This window comes from Thiomicrorhabdus sp. Kp2, from assembly GCF_000478585.1.
Lineage (GTDB): Bacteria > Pseudomonadota > Gammaproteobacteria > Thiomicrospirales > Thiomicrospiraceae > Thiomicrorhabdus.
On the sequence record NZ_ARWI01000001.1, the window covers coordinates 487,884 to 509,515 of the forward strand.

At 39.3% G+C, this 21,632-nt stretch carries 22 protein-coding genes and 1 other RNA gene; 9 read left to right on the plus strand and 14 right to left on the minus strand.

The genetic code is table 11. From position 1 onward, the window contains the following. Nucleotides 1-12: 12 nt before the first annotated feature. The 3 genes from dnaJ to grpE form a co-directional block, all read right to left on the minus strand. Nucleotides 13-1,182, minus strand: coding sequence for a molecular chaperone DnaJ (dnaJ, locus tag A379_RS02310; protein WP_040725442.1), 1,170 nt, complete (start codon nucleotides 1,180-1,182; stop codon nucleotides 13-15). Between the two features lie 337 nt (nucleotides 1,183-1,519). Further along, nucleotides 1,520-3,439, minus strand: coding sequence for a molecular chaperone DnaK (gene dnaK, locus A379_RS02315; protein ID WP_040725444.1), 1,920 nt, complete (start codon nucleotides 3,437-3,439; stop codon nucleotides 1,520-1,522). A 259-nt stretch (nucleotides 3,440-3,698) separates the two neighbouring features. After that, on the minus strand, nucleotides 3,699-4,283 hold the full coding sequence (grpE, locus tag A379_RS02320; protein ID WP_051144933.1) for a nucleotide exchange factor GrpE: 585 nt from the start codon (nucleotides 4,281-4,283) through the stop codon (nucleotides 3,699-3,701). Between the two features lie 206 nt (nucleotides 4,284-4,489). Between grpE and A379_RS02325 the strand changes: the two genes are divergently transcribed. After that, nucleotides 4,490-5,842: a diguanylate cyclase gene (locus A379_RS02325; RefSeq protein ID WP_040725446.1), complete on the plus strand. Its 1,353-nt coding sequence runs from the start codon at nucleotides 4,490-4,492 to the stop codon at nucleotides 5,840-5,842. 228 nt (nucleotides 5,843-6,070) lie between these two features. Here the strand turns inward: A379_RS02325 and hrcA are convergent, their stop codons facing one another. Further along, a complete protein-coding gene (hrcA, locus tag A379_RS02330; protein WP_040725448.1) occupies nucleotides 6,071-7,096 on the minus strand; it encodes a heat-inducible transcriptional repressor HrcA in 1,026 nt (341 codons plus the stop codon). A 118-nt stretch (nucleotides 7,097-7,214) separates the two neighbouring features. Between hrcA and A379_RS02335 the strand changes: the two genes are divergently transcribed. Further along, nucleotides 7,215-8,090 carry an NAD(+) kinase gene (locus A379_RS02335; RefSeq protein WP_040725450.1) on the plus strand — a complete coding sequence of 292 codons (876 nt, stop codon included), beginning with the start codon at nucleotides 7,215-7,217 and terminating at the stop codon, nucleotides 8,088-8,090. Nucleotides 8,091-8,255: 165 nt separating this feature from the next. Further along, nucleotides 8,256-9,926 (plus strand): DNA repair protein RecN, encoded by a 1,671-nt coding sequence (gene recN, locus A379_RS02340; protein ID WP_040725453.1) that lies wholly within the window; start codon nucleotides 8,256-8,258, stop codon nucleotides 9,924-9,926. A 95-nt stretch (nucleotides 9,927-10,021) separates the two neighbouring features. Here the strand turns inward: recN and fur are convergent, their stop codons facing one another. After that, nucleotides 10,022-10,429 carry a ferric iron uptake transcriptional regulator gene (gene fur / locus A379_RS02345; protein WP_040725454.1) on the minus strand — a complete coding sequence of 136 codons (408 nt, stop codon included), beginning with the start codon at nucleotides 10,427-10,429 and terminating at the stop codon, nucleotides 10,022-10,024. A 262-nt stretch (nucleotides 10,430-10,691) separates the two neighbouring features. On the opposite strand from fur, the gene A379_RS02350 reads away from it, so the two are divergent. Then, nucleotides 10,692-11,102 carry an outer membrane protein assembly factor BamE gene (locus A379_RS02350; protein WP_198525643.1) on the plus strand — a complete coding sequence of 137 codons (411 nt, stop codon included), beginning with the start codon at nucleotides 10,692-10,694 and terminating at the stop codon, nucleotides 11,100-11,102. A gap of 104 nt (nucleotides 11,103-11,206) precedes the next feature. On the opposite strand, the gene A379_RS02355 is transcribed toward A379_RS02350, so the two are convergent. Both A379_RS02355 and A379_RS02360 read right to left on the minus strand, forming a co-directional pair. Then, on the minus strand, nucleotides 11,207-11,497 hold the full coding sequence (locus tag A379_RS02355; protein WP_040725456.1) for an RnfH family protein: 291 nt from the start codon (nucleotides 11,495-11,497) through the stop codon (nucleotides 11,207-11,209). Nucleotides 11,498-11,510: 13 nt separating this feature from the next. After that, nucleotides 11,511-11,945, minus strand: a complete 435-nt coding sequence (locus A379_RS02360; RefSeq protein WP_040725458.1) for a type II toxin-antitoxin system RatA family toxin — start codon at nucleotides 11,943-11,945, stop codon at nucleotides 11,511-11,513. Nucleotides 11,946-12,143: 198 nt separating this feature from the next. Here A379_RS02360 and A379_RS02365 point away from each other — a divergent pair, with 198 nt between their 5' ends. The 4 genes from A379_RS02365 (at nucleotide 12,144) to gpt (ending at nucleotide 14,743) form a co-directional block, all read left to right on the plus strand. After that, complete coding sequence (locus tag A379_RS02365) at nucleotides 12,144-12,926, plus strand: hypothetical protein (RefSeq protein ID WP_040725460.1); 783 nt, start codon at nucleotides 12,144-12,146, stop codon at nucleotides 12,924-12,926. Nucleotides 12,927-13,034: 108 nt separating this feature from the next. Further along, nucleotides 13,035-13,514 carry an SsrA-binding protein SmpB gene (gene smpB / locus A379_RS02370; RefSeq protein WP_040725463.1) on the plus strand — a complete coding sequence of 160 codons (480 nt, stop codon included), beginning with the start codon at nucleotides 13,035-13,037 and terminating at the stop codon, nucleotides 13,512-13,514. Nucleotides 13,515-13,691: 177 nt separating this feature from the next. After that, nucleotides 13,692-14,048, plus strand: a transfer-messenger RNA (tmRNA) gene (gene ssrA / locus A379_RS12910). Nucleotides 14,049-14,257: 209 nt separating this feature from the next. Then, nucleotides 14,258-14,743, plus strand: coding sequence for a xanthine phosphoribosyltransferase (gpt, locus tag A379_RS02375; RefSeq protein WP_040725465.1), 486 nt, complete (start codon nucleotides 14,258-14,260; stop codon nucleotides 14,741-14,743). Between the two features lie 48 nt (nucleotides 14,744-14,791). On the opposite strand, the gene uraD is transcribed toward gpt, so the two are convergent. The 7 genes from uraD to A379_RS02410 all read right to left on the minus strand — a co-directional run bounded on the left by uraD (nucleotide 14,792) and on the right by A379_RS02410 (nucleotide 20,897). After that, nucleotides 14,792-15,286 carry a 2-oxo-4-hydroxy-4-carboxy-5-ureidoimidazoline decarboxylase gene (uraD, locus tag A379_RS02380; protein ID WP_040725467.1) on the minus strand — a complete coding sequence of 165 codons (495 nt, stop codon included), beginning with the start codon at nucleotides 15,284-15,286 and terminating at the stop codon, nucleotides 14,792-14,794. Between the two features lie 57 nt (nucleotides 15,287-15,343). Then, on the minus strand, nucleotides 15,344-16,126 hold the full coding sequence (locus A379_RS02385) for an ABC transporter permease (RefSeq protein WP_040725468.1): 783 nt from the start codon (nucleotides 16,124-16,126) through the stop codon (nucleotides 15,344-15,346). After that, entirely contained in the window at nucleotides 16,123-16,917 is a 795-nt protein-coding gene (locus tag A379_RS02390) for an ABC transporter ATP-binding protein (RefSeq protein WP_040725470.1), read from the minus strand. Before A379_RS02390 ends, A379_RS02385 begins: the two co-directional genes overlap by 4 nt. A 3-nt stretch (nucleotides 16,918-16,920) precedes the next feature. Then, nucleotides 16,921-17,922 carry an ABC transporter substrate-binding protein gene (locus A379_RS02395; protein ID WP_040725472.1) on the minus strand — a complete coding sequence of 334 codons (1,002 nt, stop codon included), beginning with the start codon at nucleotides 17,920-17,922 and terminating at the stop codon, nucleotides 16,921-16,923. Nucleotides 17,923-18,020: 98 nt separating this feature from the next. Then, complete coding sequence (gene puuE, locus A379_RS02400) at nucleotides 18,021-18,947, minus strand: allantoinase PuuE (RefSeq protein ID WP_040725473.1); 927 nt, start codon at nucleotides 18,945-18,947, stop codon at nucleotides 18,021-18,023. A gap of 26 nt (nucleotides 18,948-18,973) precedes the next feature. Next, nucleotides 18,974-20,158 carry a urate hydroxylase PuuD gene (locus A379_RS02405; RefSeq protein WP_040725474.1) on the minus strand — a complete coding sequence of 395 codons (1,185 nt, stop codon included), beginning with the start codon at nucleotides 20,156-20,158 and terminating at the stop codon, nucleotides 18,974-18,976. A 52-nt stretch (nucleotides 20,159-20,210) separates the two neighbouring features. After that, nucleotides 20,211-20,897: a GntR family transcriptional regulator gene (locus A379_RS02410; RefSeq protein ID WP_051144935.1), complete on the minus strand. Its 687-nt coding sequence runs from the start codon at nucleotides 20,895-20,897 to the stop codon at nucleotides 20,211-20,213. A 372-nt stretch (nucleotides 20,898-21,269) separates the two neighbouring features. Here A379_RS02410 and uraH point away from each other — a divergent pair, with 372 nt between their 5' ends. After that, nucleotides 21,270-21,623, plus strand: coding sequence for a hydroxyisourate hydrolase (uraH, locus tag A379_RS02415; RefSeq protein ID WP_040725476.1), 354 nt, complete (start codon nucleotides 21,270-21,272; stop codon nucleotides 21,621-21,623). Nucleotides 21,624-21,632 lie beyond the last annotated feature (9 nt).

The window sequence follows — 21,632 nt, forward strand, 5'->3', positions numbered from 1 at the left end:
CTTTGACGTTATTTAGTTCCAAGGCTCATTTTTGTCTTTCTTTGATTTTGAATCATCGTCATCATCTCCCGTAAAGAAAGATTTTACTGAATCAAAGAAACTATGCTCTTGTGGACTATGCTGTTTATGGTGTTTGCCTTGCAAACTTTCATCAAACTCTTGCAACAACTCTTTTTGACGAGCCGTCAGTTTAACTGGTGTCTCGATATTAATTTGCACAATCATATCACCAATATGCGATGTTCTGACCGATTTAACCCCTTTACCAGCCAGTTTAAAACGCTGACCAGACTGAGTGCCTGCAGGGATTTTAAGATTGGCTTTACCACCTAAAGTGGGTACATCAACAGAACCACCTAACGCTGCAGTTGCAAAACCGATAGGTAATTCACAATAAAGCGTATTGCCATCACGTTCAAAAATTGAGTGCTTTTTAACACGAATGCGAACATATAGATCACCGCGTGGCGCACCTGGCTCACCCGCTTCACCTTCGCCCTGAAGACGAATTCGGTCGCCCGTATCCACTCCCGCAGGAATTTTTACCGATAACGTTTTATTATCATGCGTGTAACCTTCACCACGACACTTCTTACAAGGTGTTTTGATTAACTTACCTGAACCATGACAGCTCGGGCATGTACGATTTACCGCAAAGAAACCTTGCTGCATGCGAACTTGGCCTGCACCATGACATGTTGGACAGGTCTCAACATCACTACCTGGCTCTGCCCCTGTTCCATCACAAGCATCACAAATATCTTTGGTTGGAATACGAATGTCGACAGTTGTGCCAGCAACGGCATCTTCTAACGAAACCTCTAGCTCATACTGTAAATCTTGACCTGGTTGCGGACCTCTTTGGCCTCCGAAACCACCACCAAAAATATCGCCAAAGATGTCGCCAAACGCATCTCCAAAACCACCACCGCCAAAGCCGCCACCACCGTGACCACCTTCTAAGCCAGCATGACCAAACTGGTCATAGGTTGCGCGTTTCTGTGCATCAGACAAAACTTCATATGCTTCGGCGGCTTCTTTAAATTTATTTTCAGCTTCAGCATCGTCTGGGTTGCGGTCAGGATGATATTTCATCGCCATTTTGCGGTAGGCTTTTTTAATTTCACCCTCAGAAGCCGTTTTAGAAACGGATAGGATTTCGTAGTAACAGGTTTTACTCATCGATTTCTCGTCCAACGCTTTTGCGTTTTTTATGTTTAATAATTGATATTAAAAGTTAATTTACGTTCTATTTAGAAACAACCTAACCTGTTAATTCACAAATTATCAGGCCTGGTAACTTTTAAATAGAGAGTAAAATCAAGATATAAAAATGCACAAATGCCCTAGAAAACTAGAATATTCGTGCATTTTTTTATTTTAATAAGCTTTTTATAGCATTACAGATTGCGACCATAAGTTGTCAAATCAAGGCGGAGAAATGTGAGCGTACAAATAGTACGTGATCATTTCCCAACGCAGAGTTGGCATCTTATGGGTGTGATATGAATGTTATAAATTATTTCTTATCGTCATTCACTTCTTCAAACTCTGCATCTACGATATCGTCATCTGCATTGTCTGCTGAACCTTGCTCTTGCGCTGCATCGCCACCCGCTTGCTGTTTAGCTTGTGCCTTTTGAGCAATTGACTGGCTTGCTTCACCAAGCTTAGTGACTGACTCTTCAATCGCTGCTTTATCAGAACCTTTAATGGCTTCTTCAACCGCTTTGATTGCTGTTTCAACGGCTTCTTTTTCAGCTGCATCTACCGCATCACCTGCGTCTGCTACCATTTTATTGGTTGCGTGAACCATTGCATCGGCTTGGTTACGTGCTTCAACAAGCTCTTTCATTTTGGCGTCTTCTTCAGCGTGTGCTTCAGCATCTTTAACCATCGCTTCTACTTCTTCGTCACTTAGACCAGAAGAGGCTTGGATTGTGATGTGTTGCTCTTTACCTGAGTTCTTATCTTTAGCCGATACATTTAAAATACCGTTGGCATCAATATCAAACGTTACTTCGATTTGCGGTGTACCACGTGGTGCCGCTGGAATCTCGTCTAGGTTGAATTGACCTAACGACTTGTTACCAGACGCCATTTCACGTTCACCCTGTACAACGTGGATTGTTACTGCATTTTGGTTATCTTCTGCTGTAGAGAATACTTGTGACTTACGTGTTGGGATCGTTGTGTTCTTCTCGATTAGTTTAGTCATAACACCACCCATAGTCTCAATACCTAGAGATAGAGGAGTCACGTCTAAAAGAAGCACATCGTTTACATCACCAGAAAGTACACCACCTTGAATTGCTGCACCCATGGCTACCGCTTCATCAGGGTTTACATCTTTACGAGGCTCTTTACCGAAGAACTCTTTAACCGCTGCTTGAACCATTGGTACACGAGTTGAACCACCCACCAAGATAACATCGTCAATTTCAGAAGCTGAAAGACCAGCATCTTTAAGCGCCATTTTACAAGGCTCAATTGAACGTTTAACCAATGCTTCGATTAGAGATTCAAACTTAGCACGAGTAATTTTCATGTTTAAGTGCTTAGGACCAGTCGCATCCGCTGTTACGTAAGGTAAGTTGATGTCTGTTTGGTCACGTGAAGAAAGTTCGATTTTCGCTTTTTCAGCTGCTTCACGAACACGTTGTAGAGCCAACTTGTCTAATTTAAGATCTACGTTTTGATCTTTTTTAAACTCTTCAGCAATGTAGTCAACGATTACGTTATCGAAATCTTCACCACCTAAGAAAGTGTCACCGTTTGTAGAAAGTACTTCTACTTGCTTCTCACCATCTAGATCAGCCACTTCAATGATAGAGATATCAAATGTACCACCACCTAAATCGTATACCGCAATTTTGCTGTCGCCAGTCGCTTTATCCATACCGTAAGCAAGCGCTGCCGCAGTCGGTTCGTTGATAATACGTTTCACTTCTAAACCTGCGATTTTACCCGCATCTTTGGTTGCTTGACGCTGAGCGTCATTGAAGTAAGCAGGAACCGTTACAACCGCTTCAGTTACTTCGTGACCAAGATAATCTTCAGCCGTTTTCTTCATTTTCATTAAAGTACGTGCAGATACTTCTTGTGGAGACAGTTTTTTACCTGCTACTTCAACCCATGCATCACCGTTATCAGCGGCAACGATTGCATAAGGAACCATGTCTTTATCTTTTTGAACAACCGCATCATCCGCACGACGACCGATTAAACGTTTGATTGCGAATAATGTGTTTTCTGGGTTTGTTACCGCTTGACGTTTTGCTGAATCACCCACCAACACTTCACCGTCTGCTGTATAACCCACAATCGATGGAGTTGTACGTGCGCCTTCTGCGTTAGGAATAACTTTTACTTCTTTCCCTTCCATTACCGCAACACACGAGTTTGTTGTTCCTAAATCGATACCAATAATTTTAGCCATTTGATTTTCTCCAAATTGCAAACTTAGATTTACCAGGCCTTTATACCCCCTTGCGGGGTGTAATAGCTTTAAATTAAAGCGTTTAGCGGCCTGAAAATATAAGTTAATACTTTAAATTTAATATGTTTGTTTTACTTAGTTGACTTGTATATAAGGCTGTTAAAAAAGCTTTCAAGTCTAAAAACCACTTTTTTTCTGTTTTTTGCCGTGTTTTCTTTTAACTTCACTAAACACAAACAAATTCACCTCATAAAAAGATTTACTGGGCCACAATTACACGTGCCGCACGCACTAAACGTTCATTTAGCGTATAACCTTTTTGAATCGTATCAACCACCGTATTGCTTTCATGGTCTGGTGATGGAATCATGGTTAAGGCTTCATGCAAGTTAGGGTCAAACTTCTCACCCGTTGGGTTGACACGCTCAACATTAAATTCTTGCAGAACATCAAGCATCTGCTTAAACGTCATCTCAACCCCTTCACGAATACTCTCTAAAGTCGCCTCTTCTTTAGAAGCGGCATCAATTCCCATCTCCATAGAATCCATGGCAGGTAATAATGCGTTTACAAATTTTTCTAATGCATACTTATGTGCGCTTTCCACATCAATACGAGTACGACGGCGTAGGTTTTCCATGTCTGCCTGTACTCGCATTGCCAAATCTTTATGCTTTTCCGCTTCCGCTTGTGCCTCTGCTAATAAAGCCGCAATATCTTCTTGAACTGCTTCTTGTGCATTTTCTAATGCTTCATCCGCTTGCTGAGCCGCATCTTCCGCTGTTTGGGCTTCAACGTTTTCTACATTTGCGTCATCATTCATTTTTTGCTCTTTTTCAGACATGGGTATCTCCAGTAAATTTCTAGTCGGGGGATTTATAAGGGATAGTTTTGGGTAATTCAAGGCAAAGAATAAATTTTTTTAAAAACAATTTACCAGGCCTGGTAATAAACCCAAACACTCACCAAAATATCATGCTTGTTGATAGATGCATTTGGCTTTAAGATAGTACCCCTTTTAGCAAATTAGCAAAGCCACTTCTCATCTTTATGAATATACTTATTGTCGATCCATCCAACAGTTATCGTAATGTTATCAAGCTCACTTTAAGTAATGAAGATACACAAATCACCGAGGCCACTAAGGGAAGCGATGCTTTAGCTTATTTAAAAAAACACACTCCTTCTGCCATTTGTATAGCACATGAACTTGGAGACATGGACAGTTTTACATTTCTAAAAGAACTAAAGTCCAACAAAATCTTAAGCAACACGCCCAAATTTTTACTCACCTCAAATCATTCGCCCGATTTTAAACGCCAAGCCTACGACGCTGGCTTTACCGAAGTATTTATTAAATCCGATTTTCCAACGCTAAAACGTGCGCTGCATAGCTTAATGCTTTATGCCACACTTAACATATCCGCTCGTGTTCTTTATGTAGAAGACACCCAAAGCACCGCAGACTTTACCAGCCATATTATGCAATCGGCAGGCTGGAAAGTGACACACGTTAAAAGTGGCGAAGAAGCCGCCGAAATTTTAGATAAAACTAAAGCATCGTTCGATATCGTCGTAACAGACTTGGTTTTAGAAGGTGAAGTCAGTGGCATTGGTCTAATCAACCTAATTCGTCAAGGCAATGAACGCATACGCGACATTCCTATTCTGGCCGTATCAGGGTGGAACGATTTATTACGCCAAGTGTATGTGCTTAAACACGGTGCGGGCGACTTTATTGCCAAACCCTTTAATGAAACCGACTTTTTAGCACGAGCCATTAACCTCATTATGAGCAAACGGGCACGCGACGAACTATTAGATCAACAAGCTGCACTCTACCAAAAAGTAAATATCGATTCGCTAACAGGCATTAATAACCGCCACTTTTTAGATGAGTATGGCGAAAATCTAGTCAGATCAGCACTCACTAAAAATGAATCGATTGCCTTGATGTTATTAGACATTGATCAATTCAAAGAGATTAACGACAAAACGGGACACTCTGCTGGCGATACCATACTCAAAACCGTTGCTTCGATTCTAAAAAACAATGGCCATGCAAACGACATCATTGCCCGCTATGGTGGTGACGAATTTGTTGTCATTATTAAAGACTTAAACAATCAAGAAGTCCTACAACGAGCCGAAACCATTCGCCAACAAGTAGCAGAAGCCAAGCCATTAGGTATTGCAGTAACCTGCTCTATCGGGCTAGCCTGTCATGATAAAAAAATTGCATTACAACTGGTCGAACTACTAGAAAACCTCAATCAAAACCCAGAAAACATAGAACTAAACTACCAAACTCTATTTAAAGCCGCTGACCACTCTCTATACGCCGCTAAAAAAGCTGGACGCAATCAAGTCTGTATAAACAACCTGCTTGAAGCAGAGCAATAATAGAAAAAATAAAAGATAAAAGATAAACAATCTACCAGGCCTGGTAAATCGTAAAGCTATTTATTTAAAGACCATGAATAAACTAATAGCAGCTATCAAAATAAACTTAAGAAATTGCGATGGCTCGCAATAACGAAGTGTATTAATTGGGCATACAGTGACTTTTTTGAAATACCCTTACTTGCTTCCAATTCGATTAAGTAATGTAAAAGAAAGCAACTTTTTAAGTTACTTTTTAAGCAGTGAGCCTAGAATTTTTGCGGTCATATCAACACGTGGTACGACTTTTTGGTAGTTCATTCGGCTTGGGCCTACTACGCCTAACACGCCTAGAATTTCGCCTTCTACTTCGTAGGGTGTGGTGATAATACTGCAGTCTTGGTAGATTTCATTACCGCACTCGTGCCCTACAAACACTTGTACACCTTGGGCTTGCATGCTTTTATCGAGCAGGGTAACCATTTCATTGTGCTGTTCAAATGCGTTAAAAAGGGCTTTTAACTTTTCTGAACTGGCAAGTTCTTGATAGTTGAGTAAGTTGGTTTTACCAGACACTAAAAACGGCATTTTTTGCGCTAGCTGACTTTCTAAAACAAAGTCGGTGGCTTGCACAATCGAGCTCATAAAATCATTGGTGGTAGAGCGGATTGTATCCATTCTATTCATTAAAAATGATTTGGCTTCGGCTAAATTTTTACCCAAACAGTGTTCATTTAGGTAGTTGGCGGTTTGCTGGAGTTCGTCACCACTAAAGGGTTTTTCTAGCTCAATAATTCGGTTTTGTACGTCTTGGTCATTAAATACTAATACCACTAATACTCGGTTTGCACCTAACTGAATAAAATCAATATGCTTGAGAATTTCTTGCTGTTTATTTGGCATTAATACCAAGCTGGTCATACCCGTAATGCCAGACAATATTTTTGAGGCACTCTCAAACAAGGCATCTTGATTTAAACCAACAGACAATTCATTACGAATTGAGGCTTCTTTTTGCTGCGAGAGTGGCTCATAAGTGAGCATGGAATCTAAAAATAAACGGTAACCATTATCGGTAGGCACACGCCCTGCCGAGGTGTGTGGCGAGTGAATCAAGCCCATTTTTTCAAGGTCTGCCATGACATTGCGAACCGTGGCTGAGCTTAAACCAATATCGGGCAATTTAGCCAGTGTTGTTGACCCTACCGGCTTACCGTCGTTAAGGTATAATCCCATGAGATTTTTAAATAATAATTGTGAACGGTCGTTTAGCATTACAGAGCTCTTTAGGGTAGACTGCTAAATTATATGAACAAGACACAGTTATTCAAGGTCTTAGAGAATATTTAATTACGTCTTGAGCTTAGCTGAGATTACATACGAGTTAACAAACATGTTTCAATCAATCGGAATATTTGGCAAATACACAGGCAATCAATGTTGGGAAAATATTGAAACGCTTATCGACTACCTTCACACTAAGTCTCGCACGGTGTATTTGGATAAGCCATCCTGCAAAAAATTTCCAAAACACGGTAGTGTTGAGTTACTAGAGCGTGATGAACTCAAAGGTAAAATTGACTTGGCGATTATGGTTGGCGGTGACGGTACGTTTTTAGATGTGGCCAGAAGCATTACCGATAATGATGTGCCAATTTTGGGCATCAACTTAGGGCGATTAGGCTTTTTAACCGATATTTCGGCCGATGATATGATTGAAACCATGGAAGAGGTTTTGTCTGGCGTTTATCAAGAAGAACTGCGTAATGTTCTGCAGGTAAGCGTTTATGAAGATGGCGAACTGGTTTTTCAAGAAAGAGCGATTAACGATGTGGTGATTCATAAAACCGACTCTCCACGAATGATTGAATTTGAAACGTTTGTAGATGGACGTTTTTTAAACAGCCAACGTTCAGATGGTATGATTATTTCAACACCCACGGGTTCCACCGCTTATGCGTTATCGGCAGGTGGGCCGATTTTAGACCCAAACGTGGATGCCATCACCCTGGTTTCTATTAACCCACACACCATGAGCACCCGCCCATATGTGATTAATAGCAGTAGCACTGTAGAACTGCGCGCTCATGAGTATTGCGATAAAACGGCACAAATTATTTGTGATGGACAAATCACCCATGACATCTCACCAAAACACCAAACCTTTGTAAAACGTAATGAACACTACCTGCGTTTATTACACCCAAAAAACCACGACCATTTTGAACTATTAAGAGCTAAATTACATTGGGGTGACAAGCTTTCTTAAGCTGCTCCAATGCCTTCTTTTATAAGCTTTATTGGCATAACAATTAATGGTTTTTGCATTTGCACTTTTTCCGATATAATCGCAAGCAACCTAAACAACCAGGCCTGGTAAATTATAAAAACACCAGGCCTGGTAAAACCCATAATGTGAAATAAAACGCCGACTATGCTGCAAGAACTCTCTATTCAAAACCTCGCCCTAATTGAAAAACTTCAACTGCAATTTAATAGCGGTTTTACCACGTTAACGGGTGAAACGGGTGCGGGTAAATCTATTTTATTAGACGCTTTAGGTTTGGCCTTGGGCGAACGTGCCGACAGCTCTTTGGTTCGCCATAACACACCCAAAGCTGACGTAACCGCCCTATTTGAAATTGAAAAATTACCGCACGTACAAAACTGGATGCAAGAACAAGAGTTAGATGATGAAACCGCTTGTTATTTACGCCGTACCGTTACCTCTGAAGGGCGATCAAAAGCCTATATTAATGGCTATCCTGTGGCGGCCAATCAGCTTAAAACCTTAGGTAGTTTTTTAATCGATATTCATGGTCAACATGAACACCAAACCTTATTATCGGGCAATAAACAGCTAGATTTATTGGATGCTTACGCCAACCATCCAAAAAACTTAGCTCAAACTCAACACGCCTTTAAAGCGTGGCAAGAGGTGAAACGCAAGCTCAAGCAACTTGAAGAAGAACAGGCTGATTACCAAAGTAAGCTTGAATTGCTAAGTTTTCAAAAAAATGAGTTTGATGAAATTAATCCGCAAGAGGGTGAGTTTGAAACGCTATCTGAAGAACAGAGCCAGCTTTCACACGCCAGTGAAATCAAACTGGCTTGCGAAAAAGCCTATGTGGTAATTGAAGAAGAACAAGGTGCGGTGGATTCATTAAATCAAGCGATTCACGCTTTAGAAAGCATTGTTGAATTTAGCCCAAGTTTAGAAAGTTTAATTACCCAGCTGAATAGTAGTGTCATAGAGGTGCAAGAAGCGGCCACTGAAATTCAGCACCACGCAGAACACATTGAGTTAGATCCGCAACAACTACAAAACGTTGAAGAGCGTTTATCTGCCCTATTTGGTATTGCTAAAAAGTACAATATTGAAGCCGAACAACTGGTTGAAAAACAGCAACAAATACAGAGTGATTTAGAGCGTTTAGAACAGTCAGACGCCTCTTTAGAAACCTTAAAAATCGCACTTAACCAGGCCTGGTTAGATTACCAAGAACAAGCCAATTTACTCAAAAAATCACGCCAAAAAGCGGCTAAAAACCTATCAAAAATTGTCACTGAAGGTATGCAAACATTAGGCATGCCCAATGGTCTGTTTGAGGTAGCGTTAAGTGATGCTGAACAACCTAATGCCAATGGTACAGATAAAGTCATTTTTAATGTCACTGCCAACAAAGGCCAACCCTTACAACCGCTGGCTAAAGTGGCATCGGGTGGCGAGTTATCACGTATTAGTTTGGCGATTCAGGTTGCTACATCAGAAGTCGCTCAACTGCCAACGCTTATTTTTGATGAGGTCGATGTGGGTATTGGTGGCGGCATTGCCGAAGTGGTTGGGCAAAAAATGCAACAACTGGGTAAAGACAAACAGATATTTTCGATTACTCACTTGGCACAAGTGGCCTCTCATGGACACAGTCATTTACATATTGCCAAACAGACACTTAATGATTCCACCACCACAGAGGTTAAAAAACTAAGCTCAGAACAAAGGGTGGAAGAGTTAGCGAGAATGCTTGGAGGCCTAACGCTTACCGAGCAAACCTTAAATCACGCTAAAGAGATGTTAGAGGTTGCACAAAGTAAAACCGATTAAAGAAACAACGGTTTTGCCAATCTCTAGGCAACAAAAAAGGGGCTATTTTCCCCTTTAACTATTGCCATCCCGCAAAATATAGCTACACCAACCTACTACTCTTTGGGTAAGGTTCCATAAATGACTAAGCTGTGGCCCGACAAATCATAACCATTCTCTTTGGCAATTTCTTGAATGCGCTCTTCAATAACAGGGTCAACAAATTCTTTAACACGTCCAGACTTCAAACAAACTAAATGATCGTGGTTATCACCTGTGTCGAGTTCAAAAATTGAGATGTTATTTTCAAAATTTAAACGTCTCACAATGCCCGCTTGTTCAAACTGAGTAAGCACTCGATAAACGGTCGCCAAACCCACTTCTTCACCCTGCTCTAAAAGAATTTTATAAACGTCTTCAGCCGTTAAGTGGTGTTCTTCACCCGATTTTTCTAAAATTTCTAAAATTTTAAGCCTTGGTAAAGTCACTTTTAACCCGACTTTCTTGAGTTCTGCTCCGCTCATAACTTCCTCTTAATTTCTGATTTAAATCAATAAGTTATCGTTTAATTATTAATTAAATTGCCTAATACACCACCCATTAAAACTGGTTTTTTGTTACGCCATAAAATGATTAAATTAAATTGATATGACGAAAGGTGCACAGCCAGAATAGTGTGTATAATACCTTAAATTACAGTCACTAAACATTTAAATAGAAATAATGATTTTACAGAAAAATGCCCCACAATCCTTAACTAAGGGCACTGTTGATTCTGAGGAAAGCATGTCTAAAACAAACACATCTCTTACTTCTACAGCACGCTCACGCTCAATTATTTTAGCTGGAGTTTTCAGCTTGAGCTTATTATCAGGTTGTTCTTATTTAGAACCTTACAAAGCGCCATTAACTCAGGGTAACGTAATGACCAAAGAGTCATTAAAATTACTGCAAGAAGGGTTAACGCAATCACAGGTCAGAGAGCTATTAGGCCCTCCAATGGGACAAAATCCATTTGACCCTTCTCATTGGGAGTATATTTACTACAGCTCAGAATCGAACTCTCAAACTAAAAACAATGCCGTACATATCGTATTGAAATTTGATAATGACAAACTACTCAATAGTTGGCAAGAACAAGATCAAAAAGTGACTTTAAAAGAAGATGACTCCTTTTTAGGTTTAGACTGGTTTTAGCCTCACTCAAATCTAGAAGCGCTTACTCTTTGAATGCCACACAATAAAAAGGCTTGAATAACTCATGGTTATTCAAGCCTTTTTTATATTACAAAGCCAAAAAGTTATTTTGCCGCTTTACGCTCTTCTTCTACTTTCTGTCTACGTCGGTCTCTGGGGTCAACTTTTAATGGGCGATAGACTTCAATGCGATCGCCCTCTCGTAAAATAGTATCAGGTGTGACTAATTTTCCAAAAATACCCACCTTGTCGGTTACCAGGCCTGGTAACTCTTGTAGCAACTTTGATTGTTCCAAAGCTTGTGCAACTGTTGTTCCTTGCTCTACTTGCTCAGAAAACAGGTACTGAACCTCTTCTAAAGCATAGGCCACTTCTATTTGAATCGTATCAGCCATTTACAACGCTCTCTTATCCATAAATCTGTTTGGCACGCTCACAAAATGAGTCGACCATTGTGCTCGCAATATGCTCAAAAATCGGTCCAATCGCCATATTTAAAAGGCCATTACTCACCTCAAACTCAACTTCAAAAATGATTTTACAGGCGTCGACATCTAACACTTTAAATTCCCACTCACCACGCAATGATTTAAATGGTCCATCAAGCAAATGCATCTCAATACGCTCACCAGGCACTAAATGATTTCGCGTTTTAAACGTCTGTTTAATACCTGCTTTAGCAATGGTTACACTGGCCTCCATTTCATAGTCAGAACGATTACTCACCTCAGAACCACCACACCATGGTAAAAATTCAGGGTACGATTCTACATCGTTTACTAAGGTATAAACTTGTTGAGCAGAATATGGCAATAGTGCCGTGCGAGCAATTTTTTTCATCATGTAATGTATTTATTATCGGTTATTTGGTGAGCGTTTCGCTTTTAAATACTTTTTACTTAGCTATTGACTATATAAATAGCGCTCTCTAAAACATTTAAAGGCATTAATTTAAGGGCTGTATTATAACAAAGCCCGATTCATTAAACGGAGTGTTAGAATAATTATTCATATCAGTGACGCTGAGCAAAGGAGAATACTGTGATTCAATCATTAAAAAAGCCTCTATTACCAATACAATGCAAAACGCAATGTAAAACGCAACGCAAAACGGTTCAAGTTGCGGTCGGCCTAATCATCAGTTTGAGCTTATCACCTTGTTATGCCCAAAAAGAGGAATTAATTGAAAACCCTTCTCAATCTAGCCCTTTTATAACCGATAGCTGGGTTGTTAAATACCAAGCCAATGATTTTAGCGAAAAAATCACTGAAGCCACTGTACTTTATATTCCACCAAATTATGGAAAACAAGCGGCTTTTTTCATGCGCTGCAAACCCTTTTTCACCAACTTTAGCCTGCAATACACCGAGCTAGAAAAAAACTTAATGGAATATGGGGAACTTCCCAATGCCTCTGATAAATTTGCCAAACACGGCTACGTTTATGACGATAAACAAAGAATGAAAGTGCAAGCAGGTGGTGATTCAAATAGTTACAAGCTCTCTGTTGGAGGTCAAAAAAACCATCTAACCAACCTGTTTAAAACAGAACAAAAAATCCAGCCCGGAGAACTAGGCATGAGTTTATTTTACTCATTCACCTTTAAAGAGATGCCCAGTTTTAGACCTGAATCAACGCCTGATGATGCCGCTGATTTCTTTAAACAACTCAACCAAGCAATTCAGCAAAAACAAAACATAACATTTACCCTAGAAAGCAATCAAGACCACACACGTCAATTTCAACTCAACACACAAAGAATGGTCGATTTCGTTCCAGAAGAAGTGATGGATTTTTGCATCACCAATCGCCAACTAAAATAAGCCTATCCGCAATCGCTTAAAGGCCTGGTATAATGCCAAACAGAATTCAGAGCGCATTCAGTTGAATGAGCTCCATATTAAACAAAAAACATTACCTAAAGAAACATCATGGCAAAAAAGAAAAAATTCAATAAAGAAAATACCATCGCCCTCAATAAAAAAGCCCGTTTTGACTACTTTATTGAAGACACGCTAGAAGCGGGTATTAGCTTAGAAGGTTGGGAAGTTAAAAGCCTACGTGCAGGTAAAATTCAGTTAGGCGAAAGCTATGTCATGTTTAAAGATAACCAGGCCTGGTTATTTGGAGCCCTAATCACACCACTAATGACCGCCTCTACCCACAGCTTTCACGACCCATTACGCACTCGCCAACTGCTTTTACACCGCCGTGAAATTAACCGCCTGCGTGGTTTAGTCGATATTGAAGGTTCAACCGTCGTCCCCTTAGAGCTCTATTGGAAACAAGGTAAAGTTAAATTAGCCATTGGTCTAGCCAAAGGTAAAAAACAACATGACAAACGTGCCACCATGAAAGAACGTGACTGGAACCGTGATAAACAAAGGATTTTAAAAGGCGATGTGCGATAAATTTTTAAACAAGTGCAAATAAGCTAGCCAGTATCTGTTTAATCACACAAATAACCTCTTTTTAAGTTTTTATTCACCTCCATCCCTTGAATTATTTTAATTCACCCCCAATAATACTCCAACTTAAAGAATATTCCCTCTGCCTAGCCAAAACATCGGCTTGACAGAAAAAAATTCGGGGCTGTACTGGTTTCGACGGGGAGTACAAAATTTGAGATGCATGTCGTGCCTGAATGATGCACGTAAATCTTTATTTCAACTTTGTTATAGTTGCAAACGACGATAACTACGCTCTAGCAGCTTAGGCCGCTAGTGCAGCCCAGGAAAGTTGTCTATGGCCCCTGACGCTGTATCATATTACATAGAACCGTGTTAAGTACGTGTTTGGGTACTTAGCATCAAACTTCACAAACTCGCTTAATGTGTTCCCTGCTGGCCGGGAAGCATTGTAGTTAAACGAATAGACCAAATAAACATGTAGAGTTTTAGATGGCGGCTTCGCGGACGGGGGTTCGACTCCCCCCAGCTCCACCAAATAATAATTAAACCACCTTTTTTGGTGGTTTTTTTATGCCCAACACAACCCAAAAATCCTAAATAAAACCCAAGCTGAAACCAATATAAGACTCATAGAACTCTAACTCATATTTTATTCATTTTATAATTTTCATATATACCTCTCTTCAACCTCTTGAAATACATCTATTGCGGTATAATTATAAAAATTTAAAAAAGAGTTATTTATGAGTAATCAAATAAGAAAACACATCATATCTTGGGATCAACTGCATAGAGATTGCAGAGCTTTAACGCATGAGTTACTTGCTCTTGATAAGAAATGGGATGGCATTATTGCTATTACTCGTGGTGGAATGATTCCTGCGGGGATTATTGCTCGTGAAATGGGTATACGTGTGGTGGATACAATTTCTGTAAGAACTTACAGCCATCAAGAGATTAGTGAACCACAGGTGTTAAATGATGTTACGGCAACAACAGATGGCGATGGCTTTTTATTGATTGATGATTTAGTAGATACTGGCAAAACAGCTAAATTTGTACGTGAACGTTTGCCAAACGCTTATTTTGCAACGGTCTATGCTAAGCCTGAAGGCCGACCTTTAGTGGATAATTTTATTACGGAAGTTCCGCAAGAAACTTGGATTTATTTTCCTTGGGATTTAGAACTCGATTACGTTAAGCCTATTTCTAAACATGCTGACGAATAGTTAATACCCGCCTGATTTTAAAGTTTGAAAGCGTTAGCTTAACTAACGCTATTCATTAAACAGTTTTGCGACTCTAATCTGAGCGATTTTAATCAGTTCAAAAATCGCTATGGGTAGTTCCTTTTCTTTTTCCCCTTCTATTCTTAATGCCATTTTTGAGAGAATCTCATCTTTTGACATTCCCGTAACCGCAATCACAAAAGGGTAATCCATCTTATTTTCATAGGATAGATTAAGCTTTTGAAATAAAGCTAGCTCTTCTGAAGATAAATTAGATAACCCCGCTTGCTTTTGTTCCGATTGCGAAAAGCCTGGTTCGGCTTTGCCAACGCCTAGTTTTGGGTGCATTCTCAAAGCATCTATTTGGTTTTTGGTAGATGCATTTAATATCGATATGGCTAATTTATTTTGCATATCAGCTAGATTTATAAATGGTCTACTATTAGCTAAGCTAGGTAAGACCCAGTCACAATGCTCTAATAGGGGCTCTGTTACCTCAATAAACTCTTTAAGAGAGAGTGCGTTAAGTTGATCTAAGGTCATAATTTCATCTCAAATATTGGGCTAGTTTCTAGTAATTAACTAGTTTCGGTTTATTAGCTAATTTCTAAAAGCCCATTTAGTCATGCGTTTTTCCATAATGGCAAAAATTGTATACATGGCTAAACCTTCTAAAGCTAAAACAACCAGGCCTGCAAAGACAAGTGGTACATCAAAGTTAGCTTGAGCTGAAAGCATTAAATGACCAACGCCTGCGTTTGCAGCTACGGTTTCGGCTACAACAGAACCTACAAAAGCTAACGTGATTGATATTTTTAACGCACCAAAGAAATACGGCAATGTATTTGGAATACCCACCTTAAACAGGATTTGACGTTTACTCGCTTTTAAAGCGCGCATTACATCAACCACTTCTGGTTCAAGAGTCGCTAAGCCAGTTGAAACATTCACAACAATTGGAAAAAATGAAATAATCCATGCGGTTAAAATTGCAGGGGTTGTTCCAATTCCAAACCATAAAACTAAAATAGGTACTACAGCCACTTTTGGAACGGTTTCAAAGGCAATAAATAGCGGGTAAAGTGCGTTATAAAGGGTTTTAGAGTTTCCTATTAAAGCCCCTACTGCAACACCAAAAACCACTGAAATAGCAAAACCAATAATGGTGGTTTTTAATGTTTGCCAGCCGTTATGAATAAGCGCATCTTGATATTCAATCATCGCCTGTAAGATTCGTATTGGTGATGGTAAAAAGTATTCTGGGATATTTCCCACCATACACACTAACTGCCATATAGCGATAGCTGATAAAAAAATAGCAATCGGCGCACCGTACTCATAGGTTTTTGATTCGGTTAAATTTGACCAAGCGGTTTTTTTCATGCCGCCTCCTTCGCCGCTTTAATGAACCCACGCAATTTTTGAACTAAATGGGTAAACTCTGCTTCATAACGAATATCAATTGACCTTGGCCTTTCAAATGACACTTGTTCATGATGAACAATTCGTCCTGGACGGGTAGACATAACGTAAATATCATCCGCTAAATAAGAGGCTTCTTCTAAATCGTGAGTAACCAAAAGCACAGTAAATTTTTTTGCTGCTTGAAGTTCACTTAACATAATCCACAACTCTTCTCTGGTGAATGAATCTAAAGCACCAAAAGGTTCATCTAAAATTAGTAAGCTTGGCTCATGCACCAAGGCACGACATATTGAAGCACGTTGTTGCATTCCCCCTGATAACTCCCAAGGAAAACTTTCCTCGTAACCTTTTAAGCCAACTTGCGCAAGAAGTTCTGTCGCTTTTTTTATGTACGCTTGTTTATTTCTACGATATTGACGTTCATAGTCTGGGCTGACTTCAAAAGGTAACAACACGTTATCAATGATATTACGCCAAGGCAGTAAGGTCGATTTTTGAAACGCCATTCCCACCCCAGAAACAGGGCCATTCACTTCTCTATTTGCCATAAAAACATAACCCAAAGTTGGGGCTTGTAGCCCCGACAAGAGTTTCATCATAGTTGATTTACCGCAGCCACTTGGACCGACAACAGCGGTAAAACTCCCTTTTTTTATAGTTAAGTCGACTTCATGAATAGCCATATCTTCAAGTTTCTCTGAGCCGTTATAGCTTAAAGAAACTTTTTCTAGCTGAATAAAATCTGACATACTTTACATTTCTCGTTCTGATTTCGCCGGTAAATATGCTTCAGTAAATACTGATTCTGCAGTAGGCTTGTTTTTAAAATCGTATGTAAAACCAATCTGCTCAATTGATTCAGATAAACGCCCATAATCAACGCCACCAAATCCTTTTGCTTTTACTTCATCAGTAACTACGTTATCGTTAATACACATTTGTAAACGCTCTAACTCAACCGCTTCTTTTGCAATTTGGTTTTTAGCCATTACCGATTTAATTGCTTGATCAGGGTGTTCAATAGTGTACTTCCAACCTTTTATAGTCGCCTTAATAAAGCTTTTAACTACATCAGGATTTTTCTCAGCGTACTCAGGGTTAACAATTAGGGTGTTTCCGTAAAGTTTTAGTCCGTGATCCGCCATTAACATGACATTAATATCTTCTGGCGCAAGACCAATTTTCTTTAAATTTAAAAACGACGAAAATGAGAAACCAGCAATTGCATCAACACGTTTTTGTACAAGCATTGATTCACGAACCGCAAAACTAACGTTATTTATTTCAACCTTTGAAGAATCAATACCCGATACTTTAGTGAATGCTTTCCACTGTGCATAAGCACCATCAGGAGCTGGCGCACCTAGAATTTTACCTTCTAAATCTTTTGGCGTTGAAACCCCTGTCTGTTTAGAACCAATAATGGCAAACGGTGGCTTGTTATAAACCATTAATATCCCTTTCAATTTAGAATCAGGGTTTTGGTCTTTGAATTTAACTAAAGAGTTAATATCCGCAAATCCAAATTCATATGTTCCTGAGGCTACTTTAGGAATTGCATCTAGCGACCCCTTACCCGAATCGATTGATACATCTAAACCTTCTTCTTTATAAAAGCCTTTATCAATTGCTGTTAAATAGGCTGCGGCTGGGCCTTCAAATTTCCAATCTAAGGTAAACTTTATTGATGTATCGGCAAAAGAAGTCATACTTGTACAAGCTAAAACAGCGGCGAAAAACATTTTTAATTTCATGAGAAACTCTCCGTTAATCTAATTTTTAATAATGAGTTAGTTAATGCTGACGCCGTTGCCAACGATTAGTTTTGAAAATATGAAAATATATAAATTTATTATTCTGGTGATGGATAGTGATTTTGATGCCAGTGTTCGGCAATTTGCTCACGGGTACAAACCCAAACGTCGGGTTTTGATTGAATATATTCAACAAAACGTTTAAGTGCGGCAAATCTACCAGGCCTGCCTATTAATCGACAATGCAGTCCAATTGACATCATTTTGGGTTCAGTTGCACCCTCTTCATACAGCACATCAAAAGAATCTTTTAAATATTGAAAAAATTGTTCACCCGAATTAAAGCCTTGAGCCGTTGCAAAACGCATATCGTTTGCATCTAAGGTATAAGGAACAATTAAATGGGGTTGGGCTTCTTTAGTCACTGGATTATCAACCCAGTAAGGCAAGTCATCTGCGTAAGAGTCAGCATCATATAAAGGTGTAGTTTGGGCTAAAATAAGACTACGTGTGCGCTCATTATTGCGACCAATATACCAACCCGCTGGTTTTTTCCCAGTCATTTTAGAGTGTATTTCTAATGCTCTTTGAATATGCATTTTTTCAACCGCTTCTGGAATATTGCGGTAATCAATCCAACGATAACCATGTGAGGCTATTTCCCAGTCGGCCTCAAGCATCGCTTGAACAATATCTGGGTTACGTTGCATTGCCATTGCAACTGCAAAAACGGTTACTGGTAGTTTGTGTTGAGTGAACAGTTTATGTAAACGCCAAAACCCAGCTCGTGAACCGTATTCATAAACCGACTCAATGCTCATATGGCGTTGCCCAGGCCATTCCGATGCTCCTACAACTTCAGAAAGAAAAGCTTCAGAGGTTTTATCACCATGTAGGATGCAGTTTTCGCCACCTTCTTCATAGTTAATAACAAATTGTACTGCGATTTTAGCGTTACCAGGCCAGGACACTTTAGGTACTGTTTGTCCATAGCCAATTAAATCTCTATCGTACATTTTTGCCATCTCTTAACCCCTTACTCTTTTCATATTCATTCCGCCTTAAATCCTTGATACCAGGCATTTAGCAATACTCGCTCTTGCTCCGTCATCTTGGTTAAATTTCCAATTGGCATGGCATGAGTTGTTACAGTCTGGGCATAGACCATATCGGCATGTCGCTCTAGATCTGCTTGAGTTTCTAACGCAACACCTTTAGGGGCTGATTTAAATGCAACATCCGTTGGTTGAACAGCATGACAAGTAGCACATCGTTGTTTTATAACAGGGGAAATTTGTTGATAACTTACGGCTGATACTAATGTAGTTTCTGGTTTTTTAGGCATGGTTAAGTAAGCAAGTATCGCCATTAAAATGGCCGCGGCAGGAAGCATCCACACTTTCTTTTGACCACGATTTTTTAGATTAAAGTAGTGTCTAACAAAAACACCAATTAACGATATAGCCGCCAGCACTAACCAGCTGTATTCACTACCAAAAGTTAACGGATAGTGACCACTAATCATGATAAAAAGAACAGGCAATGTGAAATAGTTGTTATGCAAAGAACGTTGAAAACCACGTTTTCCAACCATAGGGTCTGGCACTTGACCATTTTCCATAGCACTAACCATGGTTTTTTGTGATGGAATAATCACAAAGAATACATTGGCGACCATAATGCTACCTATGATGGCACCAACATGTATATAAGCGGCTTTTGCACTAAAAAGATTAGTAAGAATAAAAGCAACGGCCGTTAAGCCCAAAAAGATAATCCAAAAGAATAGAGCGCCATTTTCTACTAACTTGGTTTTACACAACTGGTCGTAAATAAGCCAACCAGCCAACATAGAAAACAAGCTAATCCCAATAGCCAAGCCTGGTGACATATCCGAAACAGATGCGTCAAGCAAGTACATACTTGGAGCAAGATAGAACACCAGAATCATCATGGCAAAACCAGTAATCCAAGTTAGGTAAGCTTCCCATTTAAACCAATGTAAAACATCGGGAAGTTTTTCAGGGGAGTTTTCAAACTTTTCAACATGATAAAAACCACCTCCATGTACAGCCCATAAATCCCCAGCTACACCTGTATTTAAATCAGGTTTATTACGCTCTAAATTACCTTCTAGCCAGTTAAAATAAAATGATGCTCCAATCCAAGCAATCCCAACGATTAAGTGAATCCACTTTACATTTAAATTTAACCACTCAATAATTTGAGGATCCATACTGCTCTCCCTAAACGGTTTAGAATACTTATCCCAAACTTTAGGGATAAGGTTAGATATCTTTTAATAAAGAATAAAGATCCGGCTCAACAGCCTTTTCATTAAGATGTAATCCATGTTCTATATGTTCAATATGCTCCATCATTAACTTTTCAGCATCTTCTGGTTTGCCGTTTTGCATAACATTAACCAAAGTATTATGGTCAATACATGCGCACCCACCAGAACCAGGAAGGTTGTATTGCGAAACAATTAATGAGGTTCTAGCAATAAGCTGCTTGGCAATTTCGGCTAAAGCTTCATTACCTGATGCTTCAGCAATAAAAAAGTGAAACTCTGTCGATTTTCTTAAACCTTTTGCAAGGTTACCCATGTCAAACATACGGTTCTCTTCTCGAACCATTGCACTCAACATTTCTGCCTGATAATTTGTTAAGCGGCCTGTTAACTTTTTAGCTAAAGCACCTTCAATGATTTTACGAGCTTCAAAATACTGACCTACCTCTTCAGGCGCAGTTGAAACCACACTAGCACCCACGTTTGGTTTTATTTCAACAACACCTTCATGCGACAATCTCAAAAGCACTCTGCGTATAATCGTACGACTTACACCAAATATCTCGGCTAGTGGTACTTCTGTTAAACGCGAACCAGGCTGTAATTTTTGTTCAAGTATCACATCGAATAATCTATCGTAGATGACCTGCTCTTGGTTCTTTGATCCTTTAGATTTATCCATTTGTAAGACTCCTTCCAATAGAAAAACCAATATCAAAAACGATAATCTGACATTGATTGTATACAATTTATTAAAACAATGGTAACTATTTTTTACCAATTATGAATTTATTAGATATTCTCATTGTAGTTTAAAGCAACCTCATATATACCTCAAGCCCCTATACAAGGCTTTTATCAGGTTTTACTCTATACATAGATTCAATACTTAATTTTAAACTTTTTTAGCCACTCATAGTGCAATATTAGGCAGATTTGTATACAAAACGCATAAAAATTGTGATTTCATGGATAATTAAATCTATTATTAAGAAAATAGATTGTGTACAATAAAGTCAAACATTTAAAACAAATTTGAAAGGATTTCATCATTATGAGCGGACTCACTACTCATGTTTTAGACACTAGCTTAGGTTTACCCGCTCATGGAGTGACTATCAAACTCTATAAAATTACAGATAAGGGGCAAAGCCTAATTGCAGAAACCACTACCAATCATGATGGAAGAACAGACAAACCACTACTTACAGCTGAGCAAATTACAACAGGCAAGTATCAACTGGTGTTTTCAATGGAGGATTACTTCAAAAAAACTCAGAACAACTTAGCGATGCCTTTGTTTTTAAGCGACATCCCCATTCAGTTTGGTATAGCTGATAGCACATCTCACTACCATGTTCCTTTATTAGTATCCCCTTTTGGCTTTAGCACCTACCGTGGTAGCTAATTCATATTG

Bases quoted from the DNA above. Each gene is read 5' to 3' on its own strand.
- A379_RS02325 (WP_040725446.1), top strand. From the start codon at position 4,490: ATGAATATACTTATTGTCGATCCATCCAACAGTTATCGTAATGTTATC.
- puuE (WP_040725473.1), bottom strand. From the start codon at position 18,947: ATGGCAAAAATGTACGATAGAGATTTAATTGGCTATGGACAAACAGTA.
- A379_RS02385 (WP_040725468.1), bottom strand. From the start codon at position 16,126: ATGAAAAAAACCGCTTGGTCAAATTTAACCGAATCAAAAACCTATGAG.
- A379_RS02360 (WP_040725458.1), bottom strand. From the start codon at position 11,945: ATGATGAAAAAAATTGCTCGCACGGCACTATTGCCATATTCTGCTCAA.
- A379_RS02335 (WP_040725450.1), top strand. From the start codon at position 7,215: ATGTTTCAATCAATCGGAATATTTGGCAAATACACAGGCAATCAATGT.
- recN (WP_040725453.1), top strand. From the start codon at position 8,256: ATGCTGCAAGAACTCTCTATTCAAAACCTCGCCCTAATTGAAAAACTT.
- uraH (WP_040725476.1), top strand. From the start codon at position 21,270: ATGAGCGGACTCACTACTCATGTTTTAGACACTAGCTTAGGTTTACCC.
- gpt (WP_040725465.1), top strand. From the start codon at position 14,258: ATGAGTAATCAAATAAGAAAACACATCATATCTTGGGATCAACTGCAT.
- grpE (WP_051144933.1), bottom strand. From the start codon at position 4,283: ATGTCTGAAAAAGAGCAAAAAATGAATGATGACGCAAATGTAGAAAAC.
- hrcA (WP_040725448.1), bottom strand. From the start codon at position 7,096: ATGCTAAACGACCGTTCACAATTATTATTTAAAAATCTCATGGGATTA.
- A379_RS02405 (WP_040725474.1), bottom strand. From the start codon at position 20,158: ATGGATCCTCAAATTATTGAGTGGTTAAATTTAAATGTAAAGTGGATT.
- dnaJ (WP_040725442.1), bottom strand. From the start codon at position 1,182: ATGAGTAAAACCTGTTACTACGAAATCCTATCCGTTTCTAAAACGGCT.
- smpB (WP_040725463.1), top strand. From the start codon at position 13,035: ATGGCAAAAAAGAAAAAATTCAATAAAGAAAATACCATCGCCCTCAAT.
- A379_RS02410 (WP_051144935.1), bottom strand. From the start codon at position 20,897: ATGGATAAATCTAAAGGATCAAAGAACCAAGAGCAGGTCATCTACGAT.
- A379_RS02395 (WP_040725472.1), bottom strand. From the start codon at position 17,922: ATGAAATTAAAAATGTTTTTCGCCGCTGTTTTAGCTTGTACAAGTATG.
- A379_RS02390 (WP_040725470.1), bottom strand. From the start codon at position 16,917: ATGTCAGATTTTATTCAGCTAGAAAAAGTTTCTTTAAGCTATAACGGC.
- fur (WP_040725454.1), bottom strand. From the start codon at position 10,429: ATGAGCGGAGCAGAACTCAAGAAAGTCGGGTTAAAAGTGACTTTACCA.
- A379_RS02355 (WP_040725456.1), bottom strand. From the start codon at position 11,497: ATGGCTGATACGATTCAAATAGAAGTGGCCTATGCTTTAGAAGAGGTT.
- uraD (WP_040725467.1), bottom strand. From the start codon at position 15,286: ATGACCTTAGATCAACTTAACGCACTCTCTCTTAAAGAGTTTATTGAG.
- dnaK (WP_040725444.1), bottom strand. From the start codon at position 3,439: ATGGCTAAAATTATTGGTATCGATTTAGGAACAACAAACTCGTGTGTT.
- A379_RS02350 (WP_198525643.1), top strand. From the start codon at position 10,692: ATGTCTAAAACAAACACATCTCTTACTTCTACAGCACGCTCACGCTCA.